Here is an 18,893-nt window from a genome sequence, read left to right as displayed (position 1 = left end):
GGGGGCTCCTTCCGCTGAGGCCGCTGACCCTGCCGCGCACTGCGTCCTGCCCTAAGATAGAGACCATGCCTCTTCTCCTGAATGTCCTCAACCCTGACGCCGGCGCTGCTCGACCTAGCGATTCGGTACAACAAACGATCGATGCTTACCGTGCCGGTGAACAAGCCTTTATCGGGATTAGCAACCCCACCGATACTGACCTCGCCTGGCTCACTGACACCTTTGGCCTGCACCGTCTAGCGGTCGAAGACTCTCAATTTGGCCACCAGCGCGCCAAAATGGAAAAATACGGTGATATCTACTTTGTGGTGCTTAAGCCCACCGTCTATGTCGATGAACTCGAGGAAATCAGGTTCGGTGAGGCCCACGTCTTTGTTGGTCCACGCTTCGTAATCTGGCTTATTAAAGACTCCTTGCGCTCAGAGGTTCACTCCCAAGAAGTCATGGAAGCCGCTTTCGCCCGTCTTGAAGACGAGCCCACCCCCATGAAATTCTTACACCAGCTCATGGATGGCCTAGTCGATGGTTATATCCCCGTGGTCGAGGGTCTAGAAAATGACGGGGATGAGATTGAAGACTCCCTCTTTGGAGATAATCATGAAGCCTCAGAAATCTCCCAGCGCATCTACGGGCTGCTCAATGAAGTCAGTGACTTCAAGCGCGCTGTCAAACCGGTGGCCCAGATGTTAGAGCTCATTATGGGCAGGCTGCGCACGCAAGCCAACGCGAGTGCCGAGCAGCAACAAGAAGAAACCTTGGAACTCCTGCGCCACTACCGCGATGTGCACGATCATGCGGTGCACGTTAGCGAGCGGGTGGATGACCTGTTCACTTCCCTAGAAAATGCTCTGCAGGTCAATGCCACGATTGTTGCTGAACGTCAGAATGATGACATGAAGAAAATTTCAGCGTGGGCAGCTATCTTCGTTGCCCCCACCATCGTCGGGTCAATCTACGGCATGAACTTTGACGATATGCCCGAGCTCCACTGGACTTTTGGCTACCCCTTTGCGCTGGGGTTGATGGTGGCGGTTTCCCTGGGACTCTGGTTGGTTTTCAAAAAGAAAGAGTGGCTCTAAAACCTGCCAATCCTCCCCGCGCAGTTTACGTGTGCGGAGAGGTCGCGCCTCTGCGTTTTACTGATAGGCGCTAGGAACAGGCAACTCACCGTTCAGCAGGTAGGTGCCCAGCTCCTTGCACTTATAGGCAACAGGGTCATGCAGGGTATGAGTGCGGACATCTCGCCAGTGGCGGTCTAACCCAAGTTCGGTCTTGGTGGCTCTTGCACCGGTCACATCAAAGACTCTCTGAGTGACCTCCAGGCTCACCTCGTGGGCAGTAATCTTGGCAGCCACAATATTCTCAGCAACCGCTGAGCGCTGCTCAAGAGTGATTTCCTTGCCCTGGCTGATGAGCCAATCCAAGCTATCGGTCGCCTGCTGCACTAGAGCGCTCAGTGCCTGTAGTTTGCTGGCCAGCTCCCCGTAGGTGCGCACAATATAGGGGTCGTCTGTGGCCTTTTGTACATCAGCGTGAAACCAGGGCCGCGATGTATCGCGCGTGTATCCTAGCGCCTCAAGGAAGGCGCCCTCTGCCGCAGCCAGATAGACCGTGCCAAAGAGCAGCTGAAAGCCGAGCGTTGACAGGGTCTTATAGACTTCCCGGTCAGCGTCGGTTGGCCCAACGTCGGCAATGACCGCTTCTTGGGCCACAAAAACGTCCCGGAACTCAATGCTATTCGTTGCTGTCCCACGGGACCCCAAAACATCCCAGTCATCATGCAGCACAACCCCATCGACAGTGGTATCAACCAGCAGAGCAATACGGTCCCCCTCAGCAGTAAAGACGCGGGCAAAAATTTGATCTGCCACCCTGCTACCGGTAGCAAAAGGCTTAAGACCATTAATGATGTAGCCACCTTCTACCCGTTGTGCCTGCACCTGGCTCCCCTGAGGTGTGCCTGTGGACGAGAATAGCCAACGGTTGGTGATGCTGTCTGTTGCCAGTTGCTGAGCGCGCTCACCCTCAATATCCAAGTAGGGGAAAACCTGAAAGAGGTAGTGGTACCCCAGGAGTTGCCCCGTTGAGTTATCAGCCCGGGCAATGATCTGAACCAGCTCAAAAGCCTCATGCAGGTTCAGACCTTCACCGCCTAACGAGCGAGGGATATTTAGGGGAAGTAGGCCGGAATCTTGCAGTATTTTCTTAGCAGCAAACGGCGGTAAATTAGCGCTGTCGCGCTCCACCACATCTGCCCGCAGTTTCTCAGCGGTTTTATGGGCAACCTCCACCCAGTGCTTGTGGCTTGCCTTCCGCTGGACGGTGGTAAAAGTGGGCAAAATTGAAAGTGTCATGTGTCGTTCTTCTCTCCAGATGGGGTTAGGCGTCTACGTCCCAGGAGGCAAAATCAGCTTTAATGTCTCGGTCCCAGGGGGTATCGAGCACCCCGCCGATGTAGTCCTTGTACCACTGCCGAACCTCATCTGAGTGGAAGGCATCTTGTAGTGCCTGAGCTTTCTCTGTGCCAACAAAATCTGGACGGGCAGCTACCAGGCAAATGTAGGGCAGGGCGTCTTCAGTGGTTTCAAAAGCCAGCGCGGCCTGAGGTTCCAACCCAATTTCTGAGGCGAGACGGACAAAAAGAAAACCGGCGTCAGCGTCCGGTAGGGTCTTGGACAGAGACTGCTGGTCGACCTCTACGAACTGGAGATCTTTGGGGTTTTCTAGGATGTCTTGTTGAGAAAGATGGGTCACAGGCTTACCTTCGGTAAGGGTGAGAAGACCATGCTGGGCAAGAAGAGCTAAAGCACGGCCGTTGTTGGAGGTGTCGACCGGGATGGCGATCCTCGCCCCTTGAGGTAGGGCATCCAGGGATGAATACTTCTGTGACCAGACACCAGCAGGGGACGTGTACTCGTAGAAAAGGGGCACCAAATCAAGCCCCTTGTCCCGCTTAAACTGCTGCAGGTATGCCCCGTGCTGGAAGAAGTTAGCGTCATAGGTGCCTTGGGAAACCTCGAGGTTGGGCTGCACGATATCGGTGACGTAGGTTGCCTGTAGGTCCCAGCCTTTTTCCTTCAGAATTTTTTGGGCGATTTTGGTGGGCTCCTGGTAGGGGGCTGATTCAGTAGCGATGATGGTGATGGTTTTATCGTTACCGCTAGCGGCAGTGCCGCAGGCACTGAATGCCAGTGCGCCTAGGGTTGCGATGCCTGAACTGATGAGAAGCTGTCGGCGGTTGATAGAGAGGCTCATGGTGTACGTCCTTAGGATAAGAAGAGGTTTTAGTGTGTGCGGTAAAAAGTTGCAGTAGGGTTGGCGCTGTAGGGTTGGGATTCCCCAAATTTTTCGCGCAGAGTCCCGGGAGCATAGCTCGTTTGGGCTAGTCCGCGGCGGGTCAGTTCGGGCAGAATATGGTCGATGAAGTCCGTATAAGAGCTGGGTAAGAAGGAGTTGATGACATTAATTCCAGCCACTCCGGCGTCCTGCCAGCGCTCTAGCTGATCGGCAATCTGCTCTGGGGTTCCTACCAGGTGCTGGGCCTCGGTACGGTAGCGGGCAACGTCCTCTAACGTAGGATTCTGGCCCGGGGTAGAGGCCTTAATCGCATCTAGGATCCCACGTGAGCCTTCGGTTTCGATGTCACCTAAGGGAGTATCTAAGGGAAGTCCACCTAAATCGATGCCCAGGCTTCCGCCGATATGGGCCAGCACCGTATCAACATCTAGGTACTCCCGCTCTGCTTCGTGCAGGCGGTGAGCTTCCTCTTGCGTGGAGCCAACCGTGAAGGACAGGCCCGCAAAGAGCTTGATGTCCTCCCGACGCCGTCCTGCTGCCTCTGCTTGCACCCGCAGCTTTTCTGAAAACCTCTGAGCGTAGTCGGGAGAGGGAGCAAAAACAAAAGCAGCTTCGGCATGTTTACCGGCGAATACCGTGCCCCGGGTTGAATTACCTGCCTGAAACAGTAAGGGAGTTCGCTGGGGTGAAGGAGACACCAGATGCGGCCCCTCCACAGAATAACGTTGGCCAGAATGGTTGATTTTGTGAACCTTTGACGGGTTAGCAAAGATACCGGACTCTTTATCTGTGAGCAGCGCACCCTCCTGCCAGGAGCTCTCCCAGAGCTTGTAACAGACCTCCAAATATTCATCTGCCCAGTCGTAACGCTGGTCGTGCTCCGTGATGGAGGAACTACCAAAGTTCTTGTGGGCGTTTTCTAAAGAGCTAGTAACGATGTTCCAAGCAACCCGGCCACCGCTCAGGTGATCAAGGGTTGAGAGTTGGCGGGCAAAGGTAAAGGGGTGCGCCTGAATCACCGATGAGGTAATAGCCAACCCCAGGTTCTGAGTGACAGCAGCCAGAGCTGATGCCAGTACCAGCGGGTCGTTGGAAGGAACTTGAAGGCCTTTACGAATAAGTGAGTCTGTGCTGCCTTCATGGTTTCCATACAGACCCACCACATCTGCCAGGAAGAGCGCGTCAAAGTGGGCAGCTTCTAGCTGCTGGGCTAAATCAGTCCAGAGGGCTAGCTCGTTGAAACGGTGCTGCTGGGCATCGGGATGGCGCCACTGACCGCCGCGAATATGGTTGCCAGTGTTCATAACAAAAGCGCTCAACAGTAGGCGGGGGCGCTGGCTAAAAGTAGACATAGTTATCCTCGTGCAGGGTGAAGTTTTTATAGTGTTAGCGTTTATCGAGGGCCCGTGAAAGACGAGATCCGCTGACCTGCACCAGAGATACCAGGGCAATCATAAGAAGAATCGCTAGGACCATCAGCGGGGTTTCGTAACGGTAGTAGCCGTAGCGGATAGCGAAGTCGCCTATACCTCCACCGCCTACCAGCCCTGCCATAGCTGAGTAAGAAATAAAGCTGACCGTCATGATGGTGACAGACCCAACCAGGGCGGGAATTGCGTCCACCAGCAGAACATGAGAAATTACCTGGCGGTGTTTAGCTCCCATAGCAAGGGCTGCTTCTACAGTGCCCTGACCTAACTGTGTGAGGTTCTGCTCTACAAAACGGGCGAAGTAGGGCACTGCGTTGATGGTGAGAGGGACGATGACCGCGGCGGTGCCGATGGTTGTTCCCACCAAAAGTCTGGTGAAGGGAATGATGGCAATGAGCAAAATCAGAAAGGGAAAAGAGCGGGCTATGTTCACCGCGGTGTCGAGTACCTTGTGCACTTTAGGTCGAGGGGAGAGCCCATCTGGCCCCCAAAGGTACAGCAGAATCCCCAGGGGGGTACCACCGGCAATAGCCAGGGGAATAGCTACTGCAATCATGGTAAAGGTCTGCCCCAGTGCTGTCAGAAGTTCCGGATAAATTTCAACAATGCGCTCAAACATGGTGTAGCTCCTCTACAGACTGGACGGGTTCTGATGCGGCTAGCTCAACGGTGGGGTTAAGCCTGATGGAGTCATCAAGCAGGTAGGCGCCAATGTCGCTAGTAGGAATGAAATTTTTACGGCGAATATCTTTGGTGCTCACCTGCTCAACCAAGGCGCCGCCCTCAAGAATCGCAATCTCATCGGCCAAAGCCTTGACTACGTTCATCTCGTGGGTAACCAGAACAGTGGTAATTCCAAATTCAGTATTAATATCTTTGAGGTACTGCAAAATACTTCCAGTGGTGCGTGGGTCGACGGCGGAGGTCGGCTCATCGCAGAGAAGAATCTGAGGCTGAGGTGCTAGGGCACGGGCTATCGCTACCCGCTGTTTTTGGCCCCCTGACAGCTGCCCGGGGTAGGCATTTTCTTTGCCCGCCAAATCCACAATTTCAAGAGCCTGGCGCGCCTTCTCTTTTCTAAACGCACGGCTAACACCAGCAAATTTCAGGGCAAGTTCAACGTTCTTGCGCACGGTTAGGTTATTGACCAGGTTGAAGTGCTGGAAAATCATGCCAATGTTGTGGCGGGCTTCGCGTAGCTGCGCTGGGTTGAGATTGGTCAGGTCAGTCCCATCAATGAGAATCCGCCCAGCACTGGGACGCTCCAACAGATTTATCGAACGAAGAAGCGTTGACTTACCTGCCCCAGAGAACCCAATGATGCCTTGTATAGATGACTTGGGAACGTGGAGAGAGACGTCCTTGACTGCGCAGAATTTGCGCTCGCCGCGTCCATAGCTCACCGAAACGTTATCCAGTTGAATCACTGTTTACTCCTCGTAGACATGCGAGGGAAACCTAGAACAGCATAAGCCTATCCAGAGGGGAGGCCGGAGCGGAAAAGGGATTCCATCGCCTCCTGGCGGGAGCACCGGGCCTCAAAGGGCTGGTTGCTGCGACGTCACTGAGCCAGGTCTCTCGGTCGCTCTTGATGGTTTTGTTGGGTTTGACTCTAATCATGCCTCGTAGGGGTTGGCAAACGAAAGACAGAGGATGACGTGAAAAGTCTAGGTATGAAGAATTATGAACCAGGGCACACCACATTAAGGGTGGGGTGTAATGATTTAGCGGGAAGAATAGCCTTTCCCTGTGCCTGAATACCTAGTTAAAGGACTGACCCAAAATGCTCGCGTAACAGCTGAGCTGGATGAGCGTATGGAAGGTGCGCATGATGCCATCCATGGCCAAGAGAATAGGTCTAAAAAATTCTCAGATGAGGAAATGACTAACTCAGCGGTGCTACAGCAGTGGTGGGAGAGATGGCGGTAGCCCAACGGAAGAGAGCTGAGAGCCAAGGGAAGCCACCCGGCATCACTGCTATCAGGTACTCATCTTCACCAATAGGTTAGTTATTGTAGAAGCTCAGGATCTATGGGTTGCCTGAGCAGCTCTAGGCTGCATTGCCTACTAGTTTGCTGATAGCCCCCAGTAGACCTTTGATATCTGCTGGGCTGGGGGAGGGGCTCTGCCCCTGTGCTGAGGTTGCTTTCTCGCTGCTATCCCCTGCCTGTGATAGCACCGCGTTGTAGTAGAGGCCGTCCCCAATCAGCAAAATCGCCCGCGCAACGTGGGGGTCCTTCACCTCATCCTCAAGCAGGCTGAGCCAGCGGTCTTGCACCCGCTTCATGGCGGTATTCACCGCTGGTTGAAAATCATTGCCCAGGCGCGTGACTGAAATGATGGTTCGGTCCAGAGGCGAGTCCTGCCAGACCGAGGTACGCACATAATAGTCGGTGGCCCCAGCGGGGTCCTGGCTCATAAGAACTGCGTCTTGTTCAGCTAGGGTCTCAAGGCGCTGCAAAAGCCCAGATGCCAGAGCCCGCTTGTCCTTGAAGTGGTAGAGCAAACCCCCCTTGGAGACACCTGCAGCTTTAGCTATGGCCTCTAAAGTAGCGGCGCGTTCGCCGTTCTCAACAAGCACTCTCTCGTAGGCATCCAATATCTTTTCGCGTGCACTCATGTATTCCAGGGTACACGCAAAACCCTTGATGTAGAACCGTCCAGACGGTACAGTATCTTGGGTAGGAATCACTAACCCCTAGAGTATTGAGGTGCCCATGCGCTCGGCAACCGGCCAAATCCCAGCCGTGAACCCCGTCTCAACAACGCCCTACCCCAAACGCTGGTGGGCATTAGCTGTGCTGATGCTACCGGTGCTTTTGGTGTCTGTTGATAACACTGTGCTTTCCTTTGCCTTGCCGGTCATTTCTGCACAGCTTAATCCCACGGGCGCCCAGCTGCTGTGGATTACCGATATCTACCCGCTCATTCTCGCGGGTCTACTGGTGCCAGCCGGTAGTCTGGGGGACCGCCTGGGCCGCCGCCGTCTGCTGCTGGTCGGTGGCACGGGTTTCACTGTCATCTCGGCAGCTGCTGCCTTCGCCCCCACAGCTGACTGGCTCATCGCAGCCCGTGCCGCTATGGGCCTCTTCGGAGCCATGCTGATGCCCGCCACCCTTTCCATTATCAGAAATATGTTTGAAGACGCTGTTGAGCGTCGCACCGCTATCGCTATTTGGGCTGCGGGTTTCTCAGGTGGCGCTGCCTTGGGCCCTATCGTTGGTGGAGTGCTTCTTGAACACTTCAGCTGGGGCTCAATTTTCTTGATGGCAGTACCGGTGCTCCTGCCTCTACTCATTGCCGGGCCCCTGGTGTTGCCTGAATCTAAAGACCCTAACCCCGGTGCTATTGACCCGCTCTCTATCGCTTTGGTCATGCTAACCATGGCACCGCTGGTCTACTCCATCAAGCACTTTGCGACCGCTGGGTTTGATCTGCAAACCGCGCTCACCCTAGTGGTGGCAGTGATCGCAGGTGTGCTTTTCACTCGCCGCCAGCTGGCACGCAACAACCCCATGTTGGACGTCCGCCTTTTCACCAACCCGCGTTTCTCGGGTGCGGTAGCCGCCAATCTACTGGCAGTCTTTGCTCTGGTTGGCTTCTTGTACTTTGTCTCTCAGCATATGCAGCTGGTCAGCGGACATTCACCCCTGCAGGCAAGCTTCTTGCTGCTGCCCGGGCTTGCCACAACGGTGATTATGGGGCTGTTGGTGGTCAGAATGGTCAAGCGCTTTAAACCCTCCCATGTGGTGGCTTTTGCGCTGATGCTCAGCTCTCTAGCCTTTGCGTTGGTAGCCTACTCGGCACGGGTGGAGTCTGATCTGGGTATTATTCTGGCTTTCGCTCTGCTGGGTGCAGGTATCGGTATGGCCGAGACCCTCTCCAACGACATCATTATGACCAGTGTCCCCGCACCCAAGGCGGGAGCGGCGTCCGCTATCTCTGAGACTGCTTACGAAACCGGTTCGGTGATGGGCACCGCCGTGCTGGGCTCCATTCTGAACGCGGTATATGCTGCTCGGGTGGTTGTGCCAGAAGGGGTAAACGCCGCTGCAGCTGACGCGGCCCGTGAAACCTTGGGTGGGGCCACCAGCGTTGCCCAGCATCTAGAACCTGCCCTGGCTGAGCAACTATTGGATTCAGCCCGTCATGCCTTCGACTCTGGAGCGGTCTACACCTCCCTAATCGGTGCGGCGGTCATGGTGCTCGCAGCTCTTGTGGCTCTGCGAACTCTGCGCAGCGTCAAAATGTAGAGTGCTGCACCAGGACGGCTGGGCGCACTGGCTACAGGGGTGAATGCTGACCGGTGAAGTAACCTAAAAGTGCGACACAATTTAGTTGCCAGAGTGATGCAATACACTACCTGTTCATTTTTTTAGGATAAATTCAGCTATGTGACCGCACCCACCATTCCTGGACTCGAAAATTCGACTCTCACCCACGAACCGCCCCAGCGCAAATACAAGCGCGGAACCAAGGCAACCCTGCTGGGTCTTGCCCTGGTTTTGCCCAACCTGATCCTGCTACTGGTCTTCACTTACCGACCCCTGATCGATAACATTCGTTTGTCGTTCTATAACTGGAACATCGCCTCCACGCGCCCAGCCACCTTCGTCGGTCTTGATAACTACATCGAATGGGCACAAAACCCCGTCAGCTGGCAAATCGTCCTGCAGACCGCCATCTTCACAGTGGCTGCTGTTGCTGGATCGATGGTTCTTGGTCTTGCTTTGGCGTTGCTACTGGACCGCCCCCTCAGGGGGCGCAACGCGGTCCGCTCGCTGGTCTTTGCCCCCTACGTTATTTCGGGTGCGGCGGTTGGTGTTGCCTTCCAGTTTGTCTTTGACCCCGGCTACGGTCTGATTCAAGACCTTCTCGGCAGGGTCGGTCTTGACTCGCCCCAGTTCTACACCAACCCCAACTGGGCCCTGTTCATGATTACGACCACCTATATCTGGAAAAACCTGGGCTATACCTTCGTCATTTACCTCGCCGCCTTGCAGGGTCTGCGCAAAGATCTCGATGAAGCGGCAGAAATTGACCGCACCCCGCGCCTCCGCAAGTTTTTCAAGGTCACCTTGCCGCAGCTGCGTCCCACTACCTTCTTCCTCTCCATCACCGTGCTACTGAACTCCTTACAGGTCTTCGACATCATCAACGTGATGACCCGCGGTGGCCCCCTGGAAACCTCCACCACCACCCTGGTTTACCAGGTCTATCAGGAGACCTTCGTTAATTCCCGTGCAGGCTACGGTGCTGCCATTGCAACCATCATGTTCTTGGCGGTTCTAGTTATCACCGTGGTTCAGGTTCGTATGCAGGAAAGGGATAAGTAAGCCATGAACACTCATCGTTCTGAGGACGCCTTCAAACAGGTCATCCCGCCTGTTGCCAAAAAAGAGACCGCCAGCCGCGGCTCCAAAGCTACGGGTAAGACCAAAGTACGCAAAGAAAAGCCACGGCAACAGGTGGCTCTGGGCATTAGCCCACTGAGCAAAATCGGTGGCTACGCCGGTGCTATCATTGCCGCCCTGGTAATCGCCCTGCCCCTCTACTTCGTGGTCATCACTTCGTTGAAGAATCACGCCGATATCTACGCTGACCCTATCAAGTGGGTTCCCAGCGTTTGGGTTCCGCAGAACTTCTCCTACGTCTGGAACACCCTCAACTTCGACCAGTACCTGATGAACTCCATCATCATCACCTCGATTCTGGTGGTCATCAAGGTGTCTCTGGGAGTGCTCAGCGCTTACGCCTTTGCCTTTATAAAATTCCCCGGCGTCAATGCCCTCTTCTTCTTGGTGATTGGCACCTTGATGGTACCCAACGAAATCACCATTATCTCTAACTACGCCCTAGTCTCTCAGCTGGGCTGGCGTGACACCTTTACAGGTATTATCGTGCCCCTGGCCGGCGTTGCTTTCGGTACCTTCCTCATGCGCAACCACTTCCGATCCCTACCGGCTGAGATTATGGAAGCGGCAACCATGGACGGCGCGGGCTTCTTCAAGACCCTTTTCAAGGTCGTCCTGCCCATGTCCTGGCCTACCCTGATGGCTTTTATCCTCATCACCTCGGTCAATGAATGGAACCAGTACCTCTGGCCCTTCCTTATCTCAGACACCGGGCGTGTGGCACCCCTGCAAATCGGCCTGACCCTGCTTCAAAACAATGAGGGTCTCACCAACTGGGGCCCCGTCATGGCGGGCACCATTCTGGCAACCCTGCCCATGATTCTCGTCTTCCTTCTCCTGCAGCGATCCATGATTAAGGGTCTCACTGCAGGTGCAGTCAAGGGCTAAACCGCCTGCCACCTGCATCTCTTAAGCCCCCACCCAACAACTCACCTCTTCTTACCTCACAGGAGAATACATGAACATTTCACGCCGTCACATGCTGAGCGTCTCAGGCCTAGGTCTCTCTGCCGCCCTATTGAGCGCTTGCGCCGGAATCGGCACTTCCACCTCATCTTCAGATGGGCAGGAAGCTAGCGGCCCCCTACAATTCTGGTCAAACCACCCCGGTAGCTCCCGCGATGTTGAACAGAAGCTTATCGACCAGTGGAACGCAGATAACCCCGATAACCAGGTGCAACTCATTGATGCTGGCGCCAACTACGAGGAGCTGGCACAGAAGTTCAACGCAGCTCTGTCCGGTGGACAGCTACCCGATGTCGTTGTTGCATCGGATGTCACCTGGTTCAACTTCGCCTTCACCGAGGCAACGACCCCGCTGGACGATATCTGGGAGTCAGAAGGTATCGACACCTCCACCTACGTTGACACCCTGCTAGGCGACTACGTTTACGACGGCAAGCACTACGGCGTACCCTACTCACGCTCAACCTGCCTCATGTACCTGAACACTGATCTGTTAGCTAAAGCTGGTCTGCCCACCGACCGCGGCCCCGAAACCTGGCAGGAATTCGCCGAATGGGCGCCCAAACTTCTAGAAGCTAACGGCGGTAAGGCGGCTCTGTCGATCCCCGACGGGTCAAACTACCTGGACTGGTACTTCCAGGGCATGATGTGGACCTTCGGCGGTCACTACTCCAAGGAATGGGATCCCACCTTCACTGACGAGAAGACAGTAGAAGCAGCTAAGTTCTTACAGGACCAGGTCAAGGCCGGCCACATCGTCATTTCTAAGGACGCCGAAAACGAGTTTGGTATGGGTAACACCGCTGCGACCTTGGCGTCCACCGGCTCTCTGGGCGGCATGACCGAAAGTGCCAGCGTCCCCTTCATCACCGCCTTTATGCCCGGCCCTGCGCCCGGCTGCCCCACCGGTGGTGCTGGTCTGTCGATTCCCGCTGGCATCTCAGATGAGCGCAAGGCTAAGGCAGCTAAGTTCATTGACTGGCTCACCAGCACCGAGAGCACCATTGAGTTCACTCAGGCTACCGGTTACATGCCCGTTCGTAAGGACGCCGCCGAGCATCCTGATGAGGCAGCCTTCTTGGATGAGAACCCCAACGCCCGCACCGCCATTGAACAGCTGAGCGAAAATACTGCGTCCCAGGATTACGCCCGTGTATTTGTCAATGGTGGTGGCAAGCGTATCGGTGGAGCACTGGACCGCATCGTTGCAGGTCAGGATGTTACTGAGGTTCTCTCTTCCCTGCAGGAGGAAACCCAGAAGGTCATCGACCGCGACATCAAGCCCCATCTCTAAACCACGCCCGTCAGTACAAGGAAAACCATGGTCGACGTCCAACTTAAGCACATCTCCCGCATCTACGACCCTTCACGCCCTGCCGCTGTGCACCGCGTGAATATTCACGTGCGGGACGGTGAGTTCCTCACCCTTGTTGGGCCTTCTGGCTCCGGCAAATCGACCTGCCTGCGCATGGTCGCCGGTTTGGAACCGGTCAACGAGGGCAGCGTGCTCATTGGCGGTAAGGACGTGACGGAGTTGCGTCCGCGTGACCGGGACGTCGCCATGGTTTTCCAGTCCTACGCCCTCTACCCCAATATGACGGCGCGCCAGAATATGGCTTTTGCGCTGGAGAACGCGGGTATGGCGAAGGACGAAATCAACCGGCGGGTAGAGAACGCTGCGGCCATGCTTGAACTGGAGCCTTTGCTGGACACCAAGCCCGCCAATATGTCCGGTGGCCAGCGTCAGCGTGTTGCCATGGGGCGAGCTATTGTGCGCGAACCGCAGGTCTTTCTCATGGATGAACCCTTGTCCAACCTGGATGCCCGCCTGCGTGTCTCTACCCGCGCACAGATTGCCGAGATGCAACGCAAACTGGGTGTCACCACTATTTATGTGACCCACGATCAAACCGAAGCGATGACTATGGGCGATCGCGTGGCGGTTCTCAAAGATGGCATCTTGCAGCAGGTTGATGAACCCATGCACCTCTACCGCCACCCCGGCAACACCTTCGTGGCGGGCTTTATTGGCTCACCGTCGATGGCTCTGATTGAGCAGGTTCCAGTGATTCCCGGCTCGGTGACCACCGCTCAGATAGCCCCGGGTATTGAGGTGCCCATTCCCGAGGAATTCGTGGGCAAGGTAGGGGACCAGGTGATTGTTGGTGTCCGCCCCGAACACTGGGATATTGAGGATGACGGTGTGCCGGTTGATGTAACCCACGTGGAACAGCTGGGCGCAGAGTCCTTCGCCTACGTGCGTCCTGCCGGTGAGCTTCCTGGCACCCTGCGCACCGGCTCGTTAGCAATTCGTCTCTTGGGTAAGCACGAGATCGAAGCGGGAATGCGCATTACTATCGCCCCGACCCGCTGTACCTTCTTCGATAGAGAGACCGAGATTAACTTCGAGTACCTCTAAGCTACATGCACCGGGGTGCGGCACACAGGACGCACCCCGTGCCTCATGCTGTCTTCTCGTTCGCCAGGATTGCCAGGGTCTGGTAAGGGGCCAGGGTGAGGGTTTCGCCTAGCTCGGTCTGCCCATAGTTGCTGAGCAGCACGCTACCAGTAGCGAAGGCCACGGGAATCTTAAGACTAGTTTCGGTGCCGTAGAAATTATTGAGTACCAGCAGACGTTGACCCTCGTGTTCGCGCACAAAAGCATAGACGCTTTCATGCTCGCGGGCGAAGGGCTCATAGGTGCCCTCCGCAATCAGCGGCATATCGTGGCGAAGCTGAACCAGGCGCCGGTAGAAGGGCAGAATCTGCCCCTCGCGCTCCTCAGCCTCAACATTGATTTCATCGTGTGAAGTGGGGCGTAGCCAGGGCTTGCCCGAGGTGAAACCGGCATTAGCTCCGGATGTCCACTGCATGGGGGTACGCGAATTATCACGGGATTTCTTGGTGATAATTTTAAAGGCGTCAGCCGGGTGCATGCCCTCATTGCAGAGAATCTTGTAGGCGTTATGGCTCTCGATATCCACGTAGTCGTCCATGGACTCATAGACAGGGTCTGTCATACCAATCTCTTCACCCATATAGATGTAGGGAGTGCCTCGGGTCAGGTGAGTGGCCGCGGCCAGCATCTGAGCGGACTGCACCCGGTAGGTGCCTGCGTCGCCAAAGCGGTTGAGGGCGCGCGGCTGGTCGTGGTTATTGAAGAAGGACGCCTGCCAGCCCCCGCCTGCCTGGATGCCCACAGCCCAGTCGGTGAGTAGCTGCTTGAGTTCCATAAAGCGGAAGGGCGTATCGGACCATTTTTGGCCATCCACGTAGTCCACCTTGAGGTGGTGGAAGCTAAAGACCATATCTAGCTCGCGGTTGGCGGGGTTGGTGTAACGCACGCTGCTCTTGATGGTGGTGGAGGACATCTCACCTACGGTGATTGCACCCTCCAGACTGCCGAAGGTTTCCCGGTTGAGTTCCTGCACCCAGGGGTGCACTCGTTCGGTGTCGGTGTAGAGCAGCTTGTCGTTCTCACCTGGCGCCGCGTCATGCAAAATGGTGTCTTTACCAATGACGTTCAGGACGTCGAAGCGGAAGCCGCGCACGCCCTTATCCGCCCAGAAGTTAACAACCTGGAAGAGTTCCCGGCGGACGCGGGGGTTGTGCCAGTTGAGGTCTGCCTGGGTGGTGTCGTAGAGGTGAAGGTAGTAGAGGTCGGTTTCACCAAACTGGCTCCAGGACTTGCCGCCAAACTTGGATTCCCAGTTGGTAGGGAGTGATCCGTCTTCCTGGAGGGGGCGGAGGTAGAAGAAGTTCTGGTACTCCTGCTCACCAGCCAGGGCGCGCTGGAACCATTCGTGTTCGATGGAAACGTGGTTGAGCACCATATCGAACATGACACCAACGCCCTCTGCTGTGAGGGCCGCAATGAGTTCTTCAACATCGGCCATGCTACCCATGGTGGGGTCAATATTGTAGTAGTCGGCAATGTCGTAGCCGTTGTCGTTTTGGGGCGAGATGAAGAAGGGGTTGAACCAGACCATATCTACACCGAGTGAGGTAATGTATGGAACCTTCTCGATGATGCCACGCAAGTCGCCGGTGCCACTACCGGTAGAGTCATAGAAGGACTTGGGGTAGATCTGGTAGACGACGGCGTTGCGCATGCTCATAAAGTTCGACTGCTCTCGTGGATGCCTTTGGTGGCGCGATGGGTCCGTAGTGAAAAAGAAAAAGCCTGCCACTTGGGCAAGCTTTAATCTTACCTGTTAGACAGGTGCGGAGCTAGGCGTTAAAAAGTTCCCGGCACTTTATTCAGATTCAGGAATGTTTTGACGGCGATGGGCAAAATCTAGATAGCGGAACTTGTCCGCTCTATGCCGTGAGATGGTGTACTGAAAAGCTGTGCCATCTTCTAATACGGTAATTGAGGTAGTAACAGCTACATATTCGCCAGCGTGCAAATTAAGGTATTTGGCATCGTTGGGGGTGGCCGGTTCCACTGTAATTTGCTTAGCAGATGAAGTGATGCTGAGGTTTAGCTCCTCTTCAAAATATTGGTAGAGGGAGTTCTCTGCTGCACGCTGGGGGATGATGGGAGCCACGCTTTTCGCAATGTAGTCATAATCGATGATTGCGGGGATCCCGTCCATATGACGTACGCGAATGATATGGGTCACGGGGATGGAGGTGACCTCTTCTTTGACTGCTAGGGGCTGAAAAGGCACGGGAGGGAGTATGCCTTCTTCAATGGAGATGAGTTCAGTATGAGCGGTTTTGCTGGCAGATTCGGCAAATTCCTTGTAACTGATGAGGGAGGATACTGGGATGGAGTAGCGTTTGTGGTCTACTACCAGTGAACCTTTCCCCATGATGCGCTGAATGTAGCCACGGTCAGTCAGGATGGCTAGGGCCTTGCGCGCTGTTTCCCTAGACACAGCGTACTTTTCGGTCAACATTTTTTCACTGGGTAGCAGGTCGCCAACCTTGTATTTACCTTCATCGATATCACGAGCAAGGTCATGATAGATGCGTTCGAACTTTCCCATGGGGCTCCCTAAAGCGAATGATTTATGTGCAGAAAATGCAAGAGGTGAGAGATTGTTTCACGATTCCAGGTGCATTTTTTAATATTTTAGGGGTTGGATGTTGGGTGGGCGCGAGACTCGCTGAATCAATGGAGTATCTGCGATAGCTATGGACATATAGTCTGTTTTTACCTGACAGATTTACGCGTAATAATGGTGTACTTTAAACAGTGAATAGACAGGTCAAACTATTTTTAGACAGGTCTTCGATTTTTGTTTTTATCTGGTGCTGCGAACTACATTCGTTGGTCATGGAAAACTGCGGTCATATTTTAAAAAATCTTATATGCACCCCGGGTCTGCAGGAGGAGCGTGGCGTCAAGTAAGCCTTCTGGCAGGTGCTACTTAACTGGCAGGGTGGCTAGAGCCCAAGCCCTAGCCACCCTGCCAGTTCAGTGAGTAAGCGTCTGCGTCTTTAGAAGAGACGCTGGGACGCTAATGCGGCCCCCTGAGATAGGGATGCCAGTTTAGCTACAGCGATTTCTGGGTGAATGCGTCCGCCCAAGCCGCAGTCGGTAGAAGCAACCACATTTTCTTTGCCCACCACCGAGGCGAACTGCTCGATGCGCTGAGCTACCAGCTCGGGGTGTTCCACCACGTTGGTAGAGTGCGAAACAACGCCGGGCACAATGTACTTGCCCTCCGGCAGTTCTAGGTTTTCCCAGACCTTCCATTCGTGGGCGTGACGCACGTTGGCTGCCTCAAAGGTGTAGCCTTGCGCATCGATAGAGAGCATGGTCTTGGCGATGTGTTTGAATTCCAGGTCGGTGGTGTGGGGGCCGTGCCAGGAACCCCAGCAAAGGTGGAAGCGGGTGAGCTCGGTAGGAATGTCTTCTAAGGCGTAGTTGAGCGCGTCCACTGAGTCCTGAATAAAGGCGAGGTAATCACTGACGCTGGGTTCGGGGTTGATCTGATCCCAGCCCTCTGCGATGGAGGGATCATCAATCTGCAGGGTGAGCCCGGCGTCCGTAATTGCCTTGTACTCCTGCTTGAGGACGTCTGCCCAGGCGAAGAGGAAGTCGCGGTCGGTGGCGTAGTGCTTGTTGCCAACGCGGGCTGCAGATCCGGGGGAAAGAGCTGCGATAAAACCTGAGTGCGCCCCGCTACCCTTGAGCGCGCCGGTGAGGTTGCGGACATCGCTGGCGACGTCCTCCTGCCCGATGTAGCTGATAGCGCTAGTGGCGGCAGGAAAGGCATCCACGACTTTGAGATCAACGTCTACCACCTCGTCGTAGGCGCTGAGGAAAGCAGCTCGATCACGGCGGTCAGCAAAACTGGTGTAGCGCAGGTCCCCGGGGGTGGAGCGCACAACTTCAAACGCCGGGTTATCCTCCGTTAGCTCTAGCCCACCGGTGCGGGCAAAGCTATAGGTCCACCAGGCACCGTAATCCACGGTATTTGTCATGGCGTGGCCGTATTCGCCGTCGTTCACAATATCGATGCCCAGCTCTACCTGCTGTGCAACAATTGCGTGGACCTCTTCAGTAAGAATCTGCTGGAAGTCAGCTTCGGACAGGTCACCTGCCTGGCGGCGGGCGTTTGCCTCACGCAAGCGGTCGGTGCGCGGCAGGGAGCCGACGTGGGTGGTCAAAATACGGTCTGTGTTGATGGGCATTGCTGCTCCTTGGGTTGATCCTACGGCTGTAGCGGCGCTTAACAGTGTGGAAGTGCCGTATTTCTAGCTAACCTTTTGACCGCCGCCAACCCCAAGCCCTGAAGCTAAGTCCTTCAATATTTCTCTGTGTCAGGTTTGTGACAGGGGACTTACATAAAACATTCTTGTGGCGTGCGTCGTAAGGCGCCACCCTTAAGAGCAAGCCTCCTTAAACGTCTGTATTGACCCTGACATGATGTAAGGGCACATACTGGGGCTATGGCTGAAACCACGAACCTCATGACTATTGGCGAGTTCAGTTCCCTGACACGTCTATCTGTGCGTATGTTGCGGCACTACGACGCTCACGGTGTGCTCGTCCCTGTCCACGTTGATCCCTGGACCGGATACCGCCGCTACGCACCTCACCAGTTGCGGGATGCCGCTGATATTCGGAACCTTCGCGACGTCGGGTTTGGCGTTTCAGCTATTTCAGCTCTTCTCGTTGCCCGCGGTACTCAAACATGGTCAGCTGCGTTGGAACTCCAACGTCAGACCGTTCTTGAAGAGACGCGCGCAGCCCAGGCTCGGCTGGCTCTTATCAACCACCTTATTGAAGGAGAAATCAGCATGGACATCACCATTGAACGGCGCACTATCGACGCCATGACTATTGTCGCCCTACGTGGCGTTATCCCTACCTACTCAGATGAGCACCTGCTTTGGGAACGCATGATGCCGGAGCTAGACCGTCAAGGAATTAAAGCTGGTGCACCCTGCGGGGTGATCGAACACGATAGGGAGTACACCGAGCGTGATGTGGACCAGGAGATTTTTGTTCCTGTCGCGTTAGGAACACAGGTAGCTACTCCACTGATGATTCATGAGCTCCCTGCTCGCGACTGCCTAGTGGCTAGGTTAGTTGGCCCCTATGAAGGCATCACGCAAGCATATAATCTGCTAGCCGAAAGAATCGCCGAGGACGGGCTTGTGCCTATGGGTGGAGGTTCCCTTGAAGCAAGAAACTTCAGCTTCTATCTCACTACGCCGGATGAGGTTCCCGCCGATCAGCTCGTCACTGAGGTGTGTATCCCTCTGGCCTAACCAGGGTAATACCGGGGTGGGTGGCGGGCAACCGTGACCCGCCCCGGGTGCTGCT

At 55.2% G+C, this 18,893-nt stretch carries 17 protein-coding genes and 1 riboswitch; of the genes, 8 read left to right on the top strand and 9 right to left on the bottom strand.

Going from position 1 to position 18,893, the window contains the following annotated elements; all coding sequences use genetic code 11:
- The first annotated feature begins 65 nt into the window (after positions 1-65).
- Complete coding sequence (locus ABD982_RS08565; RefSeq protein ID WP_345446469.1) at positions 66-1,079, top strand: magnesium and cobalt transport protein CorA; 1,014 nt, start codon at positions 66-68, stop codon at positions 1,077-1,079.
- A 57-nt stretch (positions 1,080-1,136) separates the two neighbouring features.
- Here ABD982_RS08565 and ABD982_RS08560 read toward each other — a convergent pair whose 3' ends face one another.
- The 5 genes from ABD982_RS08560 to ABD982_RS08540 are packed head-to-tail and all read right to left on the bottom strand — an operon-like array spanning position 1,137 to position 6,154.
- Complete coding sequence (locus ABD982_RS08560; protein WP_345446467.1) at positions 1,137-2,354, bottom strand: acyl-CoA dehydrogenase family protein; 1,218 nt, start codon at positions 2,352-2,354, stop codon at positions 1,137-1,139.
- A 25-nt stretch (positions 2,355-2,379) separates the two neighbouring features.
- Positions 2,380-3,255: a MetQ/NlpA family ABC transporter substrate-binding protein gene (locus ABD982_RS08555; RefSeq protein WP_345446465.1), complete on the bottom strand. Its 876-nt coding sequence runs from the start codon at positions 3,253-3,255 to the stop codon at positions 2,380-2,382.
- A gap of 29 nt (positions 3,256-3,284) precedes the next feature.
- A complete protein-coding gene (locus tag ABD982_RS08550) occupies positions 3,285-4,649 on the bottom strand; it encodes an LLM class flavin-dependent oxidoreductase (RefSeq protein ID WP_345446463.1) in 1,365 nt (454 codons plus the stop codon).
- Positions 4,650-4,683: 34 nt separating this feature from the next.
- Complete coding sequence (locus ABD982_RS08545) at positions 4,684-5,346, bottom strand: methionine ABC transporter permease (protein ID WP_251380333.1); 663 nt, start codon at positions 5,344-5,346, stop codon at positions 4,684-4,686.
- The gene (locus ABD982_RS08540; protein WP_345446461.1) at positions 5,339-6,154 is read right to left on the bottom strand and encodes a methionine ABC transporter ATP-binding protein; all 816 of its coding nucleotides are present in this window, start codon (positions 6,152-6,154) and stop codon (positions 5,339-5,341) included. The genes ABD982_RS08545 and ABD982_RS08540 overlap by 8 nt, the downstream gene beginning before the upstream one ends.
- A 79-nt stretch (positions 6,155-6,233) precedes the next feature.
- Positions 6,234-6,325, bottom strand: a riboswitch (SAM riboswitch).
- Positions 6,326-6,476: 151 nt separating this feature from the next.
- On the opposite strand from ABD982_RS08540, the gene ABD982_RS08535 reads away from it, so the two are divergent.
- Positions 6,477-6,656 carry a hypothetical protein gene (locus tag ABD982_RS08535; protein ID WP_345446459.1) on the top strand — a complete coding sequence of 60 codons (180 nt, stop codon included), beginning with the start codon at positions 6,477-6,479 and terminating at the stop codon, positions 6,654-6,656.
- A 121-nt stretch (positions 6,657-6,777) separates the two neighbouring features.
- Here ABD982_RS08535 and ABD982_RS08530 read toward each other — a convergent pair whose 3' ends face one another.
- Positions 6,778-7,347: a TetR/AcrR family transcriptional regulator gene (locus ABD982_RS08530; protein WP_345446457.1), complete on the bottom strand. Its 570-nt coding sequence runs from the start codon at positions 7,345-7,347 to the stop codon at positions 6,778-6,780.
- A gap of 97 nt (positions 7,348-7,444) precedes the next feature.
- Between ABD982_RS08530 and ABD982_RS08525 the strand changes: the two genes are divergently transcribed.
- From ABD982_RS08525 to ABD982_RS08505, 5 genes are all read left to right on the top strand, one after another.
- Positions 7,445-8,980, top strand: a complete 1,536-nt coding sequence (locus ABD982_RS08525; RefSeq protein ID WP_345446455.1) for an MFS transporter — start codon at positions 7,445-7,447, stop codon at positions 8,978-8,980.
- A 141-nt stretch (positions 8,981-9,121) separates the two neighbouring features.
- A complete protein-coding gene (locus ABD982_RS08520) occupies positions 9,122-10,063 on the top strand; it encodes a carbohydrate ABC transporter permease (RefSeq protein ID WP_251380328.1) in 942 nt (313 codons plus the stop codon).
- Between the two features lie 3 nt (positions 10,064-10,066).
- On the top strand, positions 10,067-11,029 hold the full coding sequence (locus ABD982_RS08515; protein WP_345446452.1) for a carbohydrate ABC transporter permease: 963 nt from the start codon (positions 10,067-10,069) through the stop codon (positions 11,027-11,029).
- 70 nt (positions 11,030-11,099) lie between these two features.
- Positions 11,100-12,401 (top strand): ABC transporter substrate-binding protein, encoded by a 1,302-nt coding sequence (locus ABD982_RS08510; RefSeq protein WP_345446450.1) that lies wholly within the window; start codon positions 11,100-11,102, stop codon positions 12,399-12,401.
- Between the two features lie 27 nt (positions 12,402-12,428).
- On the top strand, positions 12,429-13,526 hold the full coding sequence (locus ABD982_RS08505; RefSeq protein WP_345446448.1) for an ABC transporter ATP-binding protein: 1,098 nt from the start codon (positions 12,429-12,431) through the stop codon (positions 13,524-13,526).
- Between the two features lie 43 nt (positions 13,527-13,569).
- Here the strand turns inward: ABD982_RS08505 and treC are convergent, their stop codons facing one another.
- The 3 genes from treC to ABD982_RS08490 all read right to left on the bottom strand — a co-directional run bounded on the left by treC (position 13,570) and on the right by ABD982_RS08490 (position 17,755).
- Positions 13,570-15,225, bottom strand: coding sequence for an alpha,alpha-phosphotrehalase (treC, locus tag ABD982_RS08500; RefSeq protein ID WP_345446447.1), 1,656 nt, complete (start codon positions 15,223-15,225; stop codon positions 13,570-13,572).
- 138 nt (positions 15,226-15,363) lie between these two features.
- A complete protein-coding gene (gene treR, locus ABD982_RS08495) occupies positions 15,364-16,101 on the bottom strand; it encodes a trehalose operon repressor (RefSeq protein ID WP_345446446.1) in 738 nt (245 codons plus the stop codon).
- Between the two features lie 454 nt (positions 16,102-16,555).
- Complete coding sequence (locus ABD982_RS08490; RefSeq protein ID WP_345446445.1) at positions 16,556-17,755, bottom strand: cobalamin-independent methionine synthase II family protein; 1,200 nt, start codon at positions 17,753-17,755, stop codon at positions 16,556-16,558.
- Between the two features lie 258 nt (positions 17,756-18,013).
- On the opposite strand from ABD982_RS08490, the gene ABD982_RS08485 reads away from it, so the two are divergent.
- A complete protein-coding gene (locus tag ABD982_RS08485) occupies positions 18,014-18,838 on the top strand; it encodes a MerR family transcriptional regulator (protein WP_345446443.1) in 825 nt (274 codons plus the stop codon).
- The last annotated feature ends 55 nt before the right edge of the window (positions 18,839-18,893 follow it).

The organism is Rothia endophytica, assembly GCF_039543885.1.
GTDB lineage: Bacteria > Actinomycetota > Actinomycetes > Actinomycetales > Micrococcaceae > Rothia > Rothia endophytica.
The sequence above is the reverse complement of the archived record's forward strand: the minus strand, read 5'-3'. Positions and strand labels throughout refer to the sequence as shown.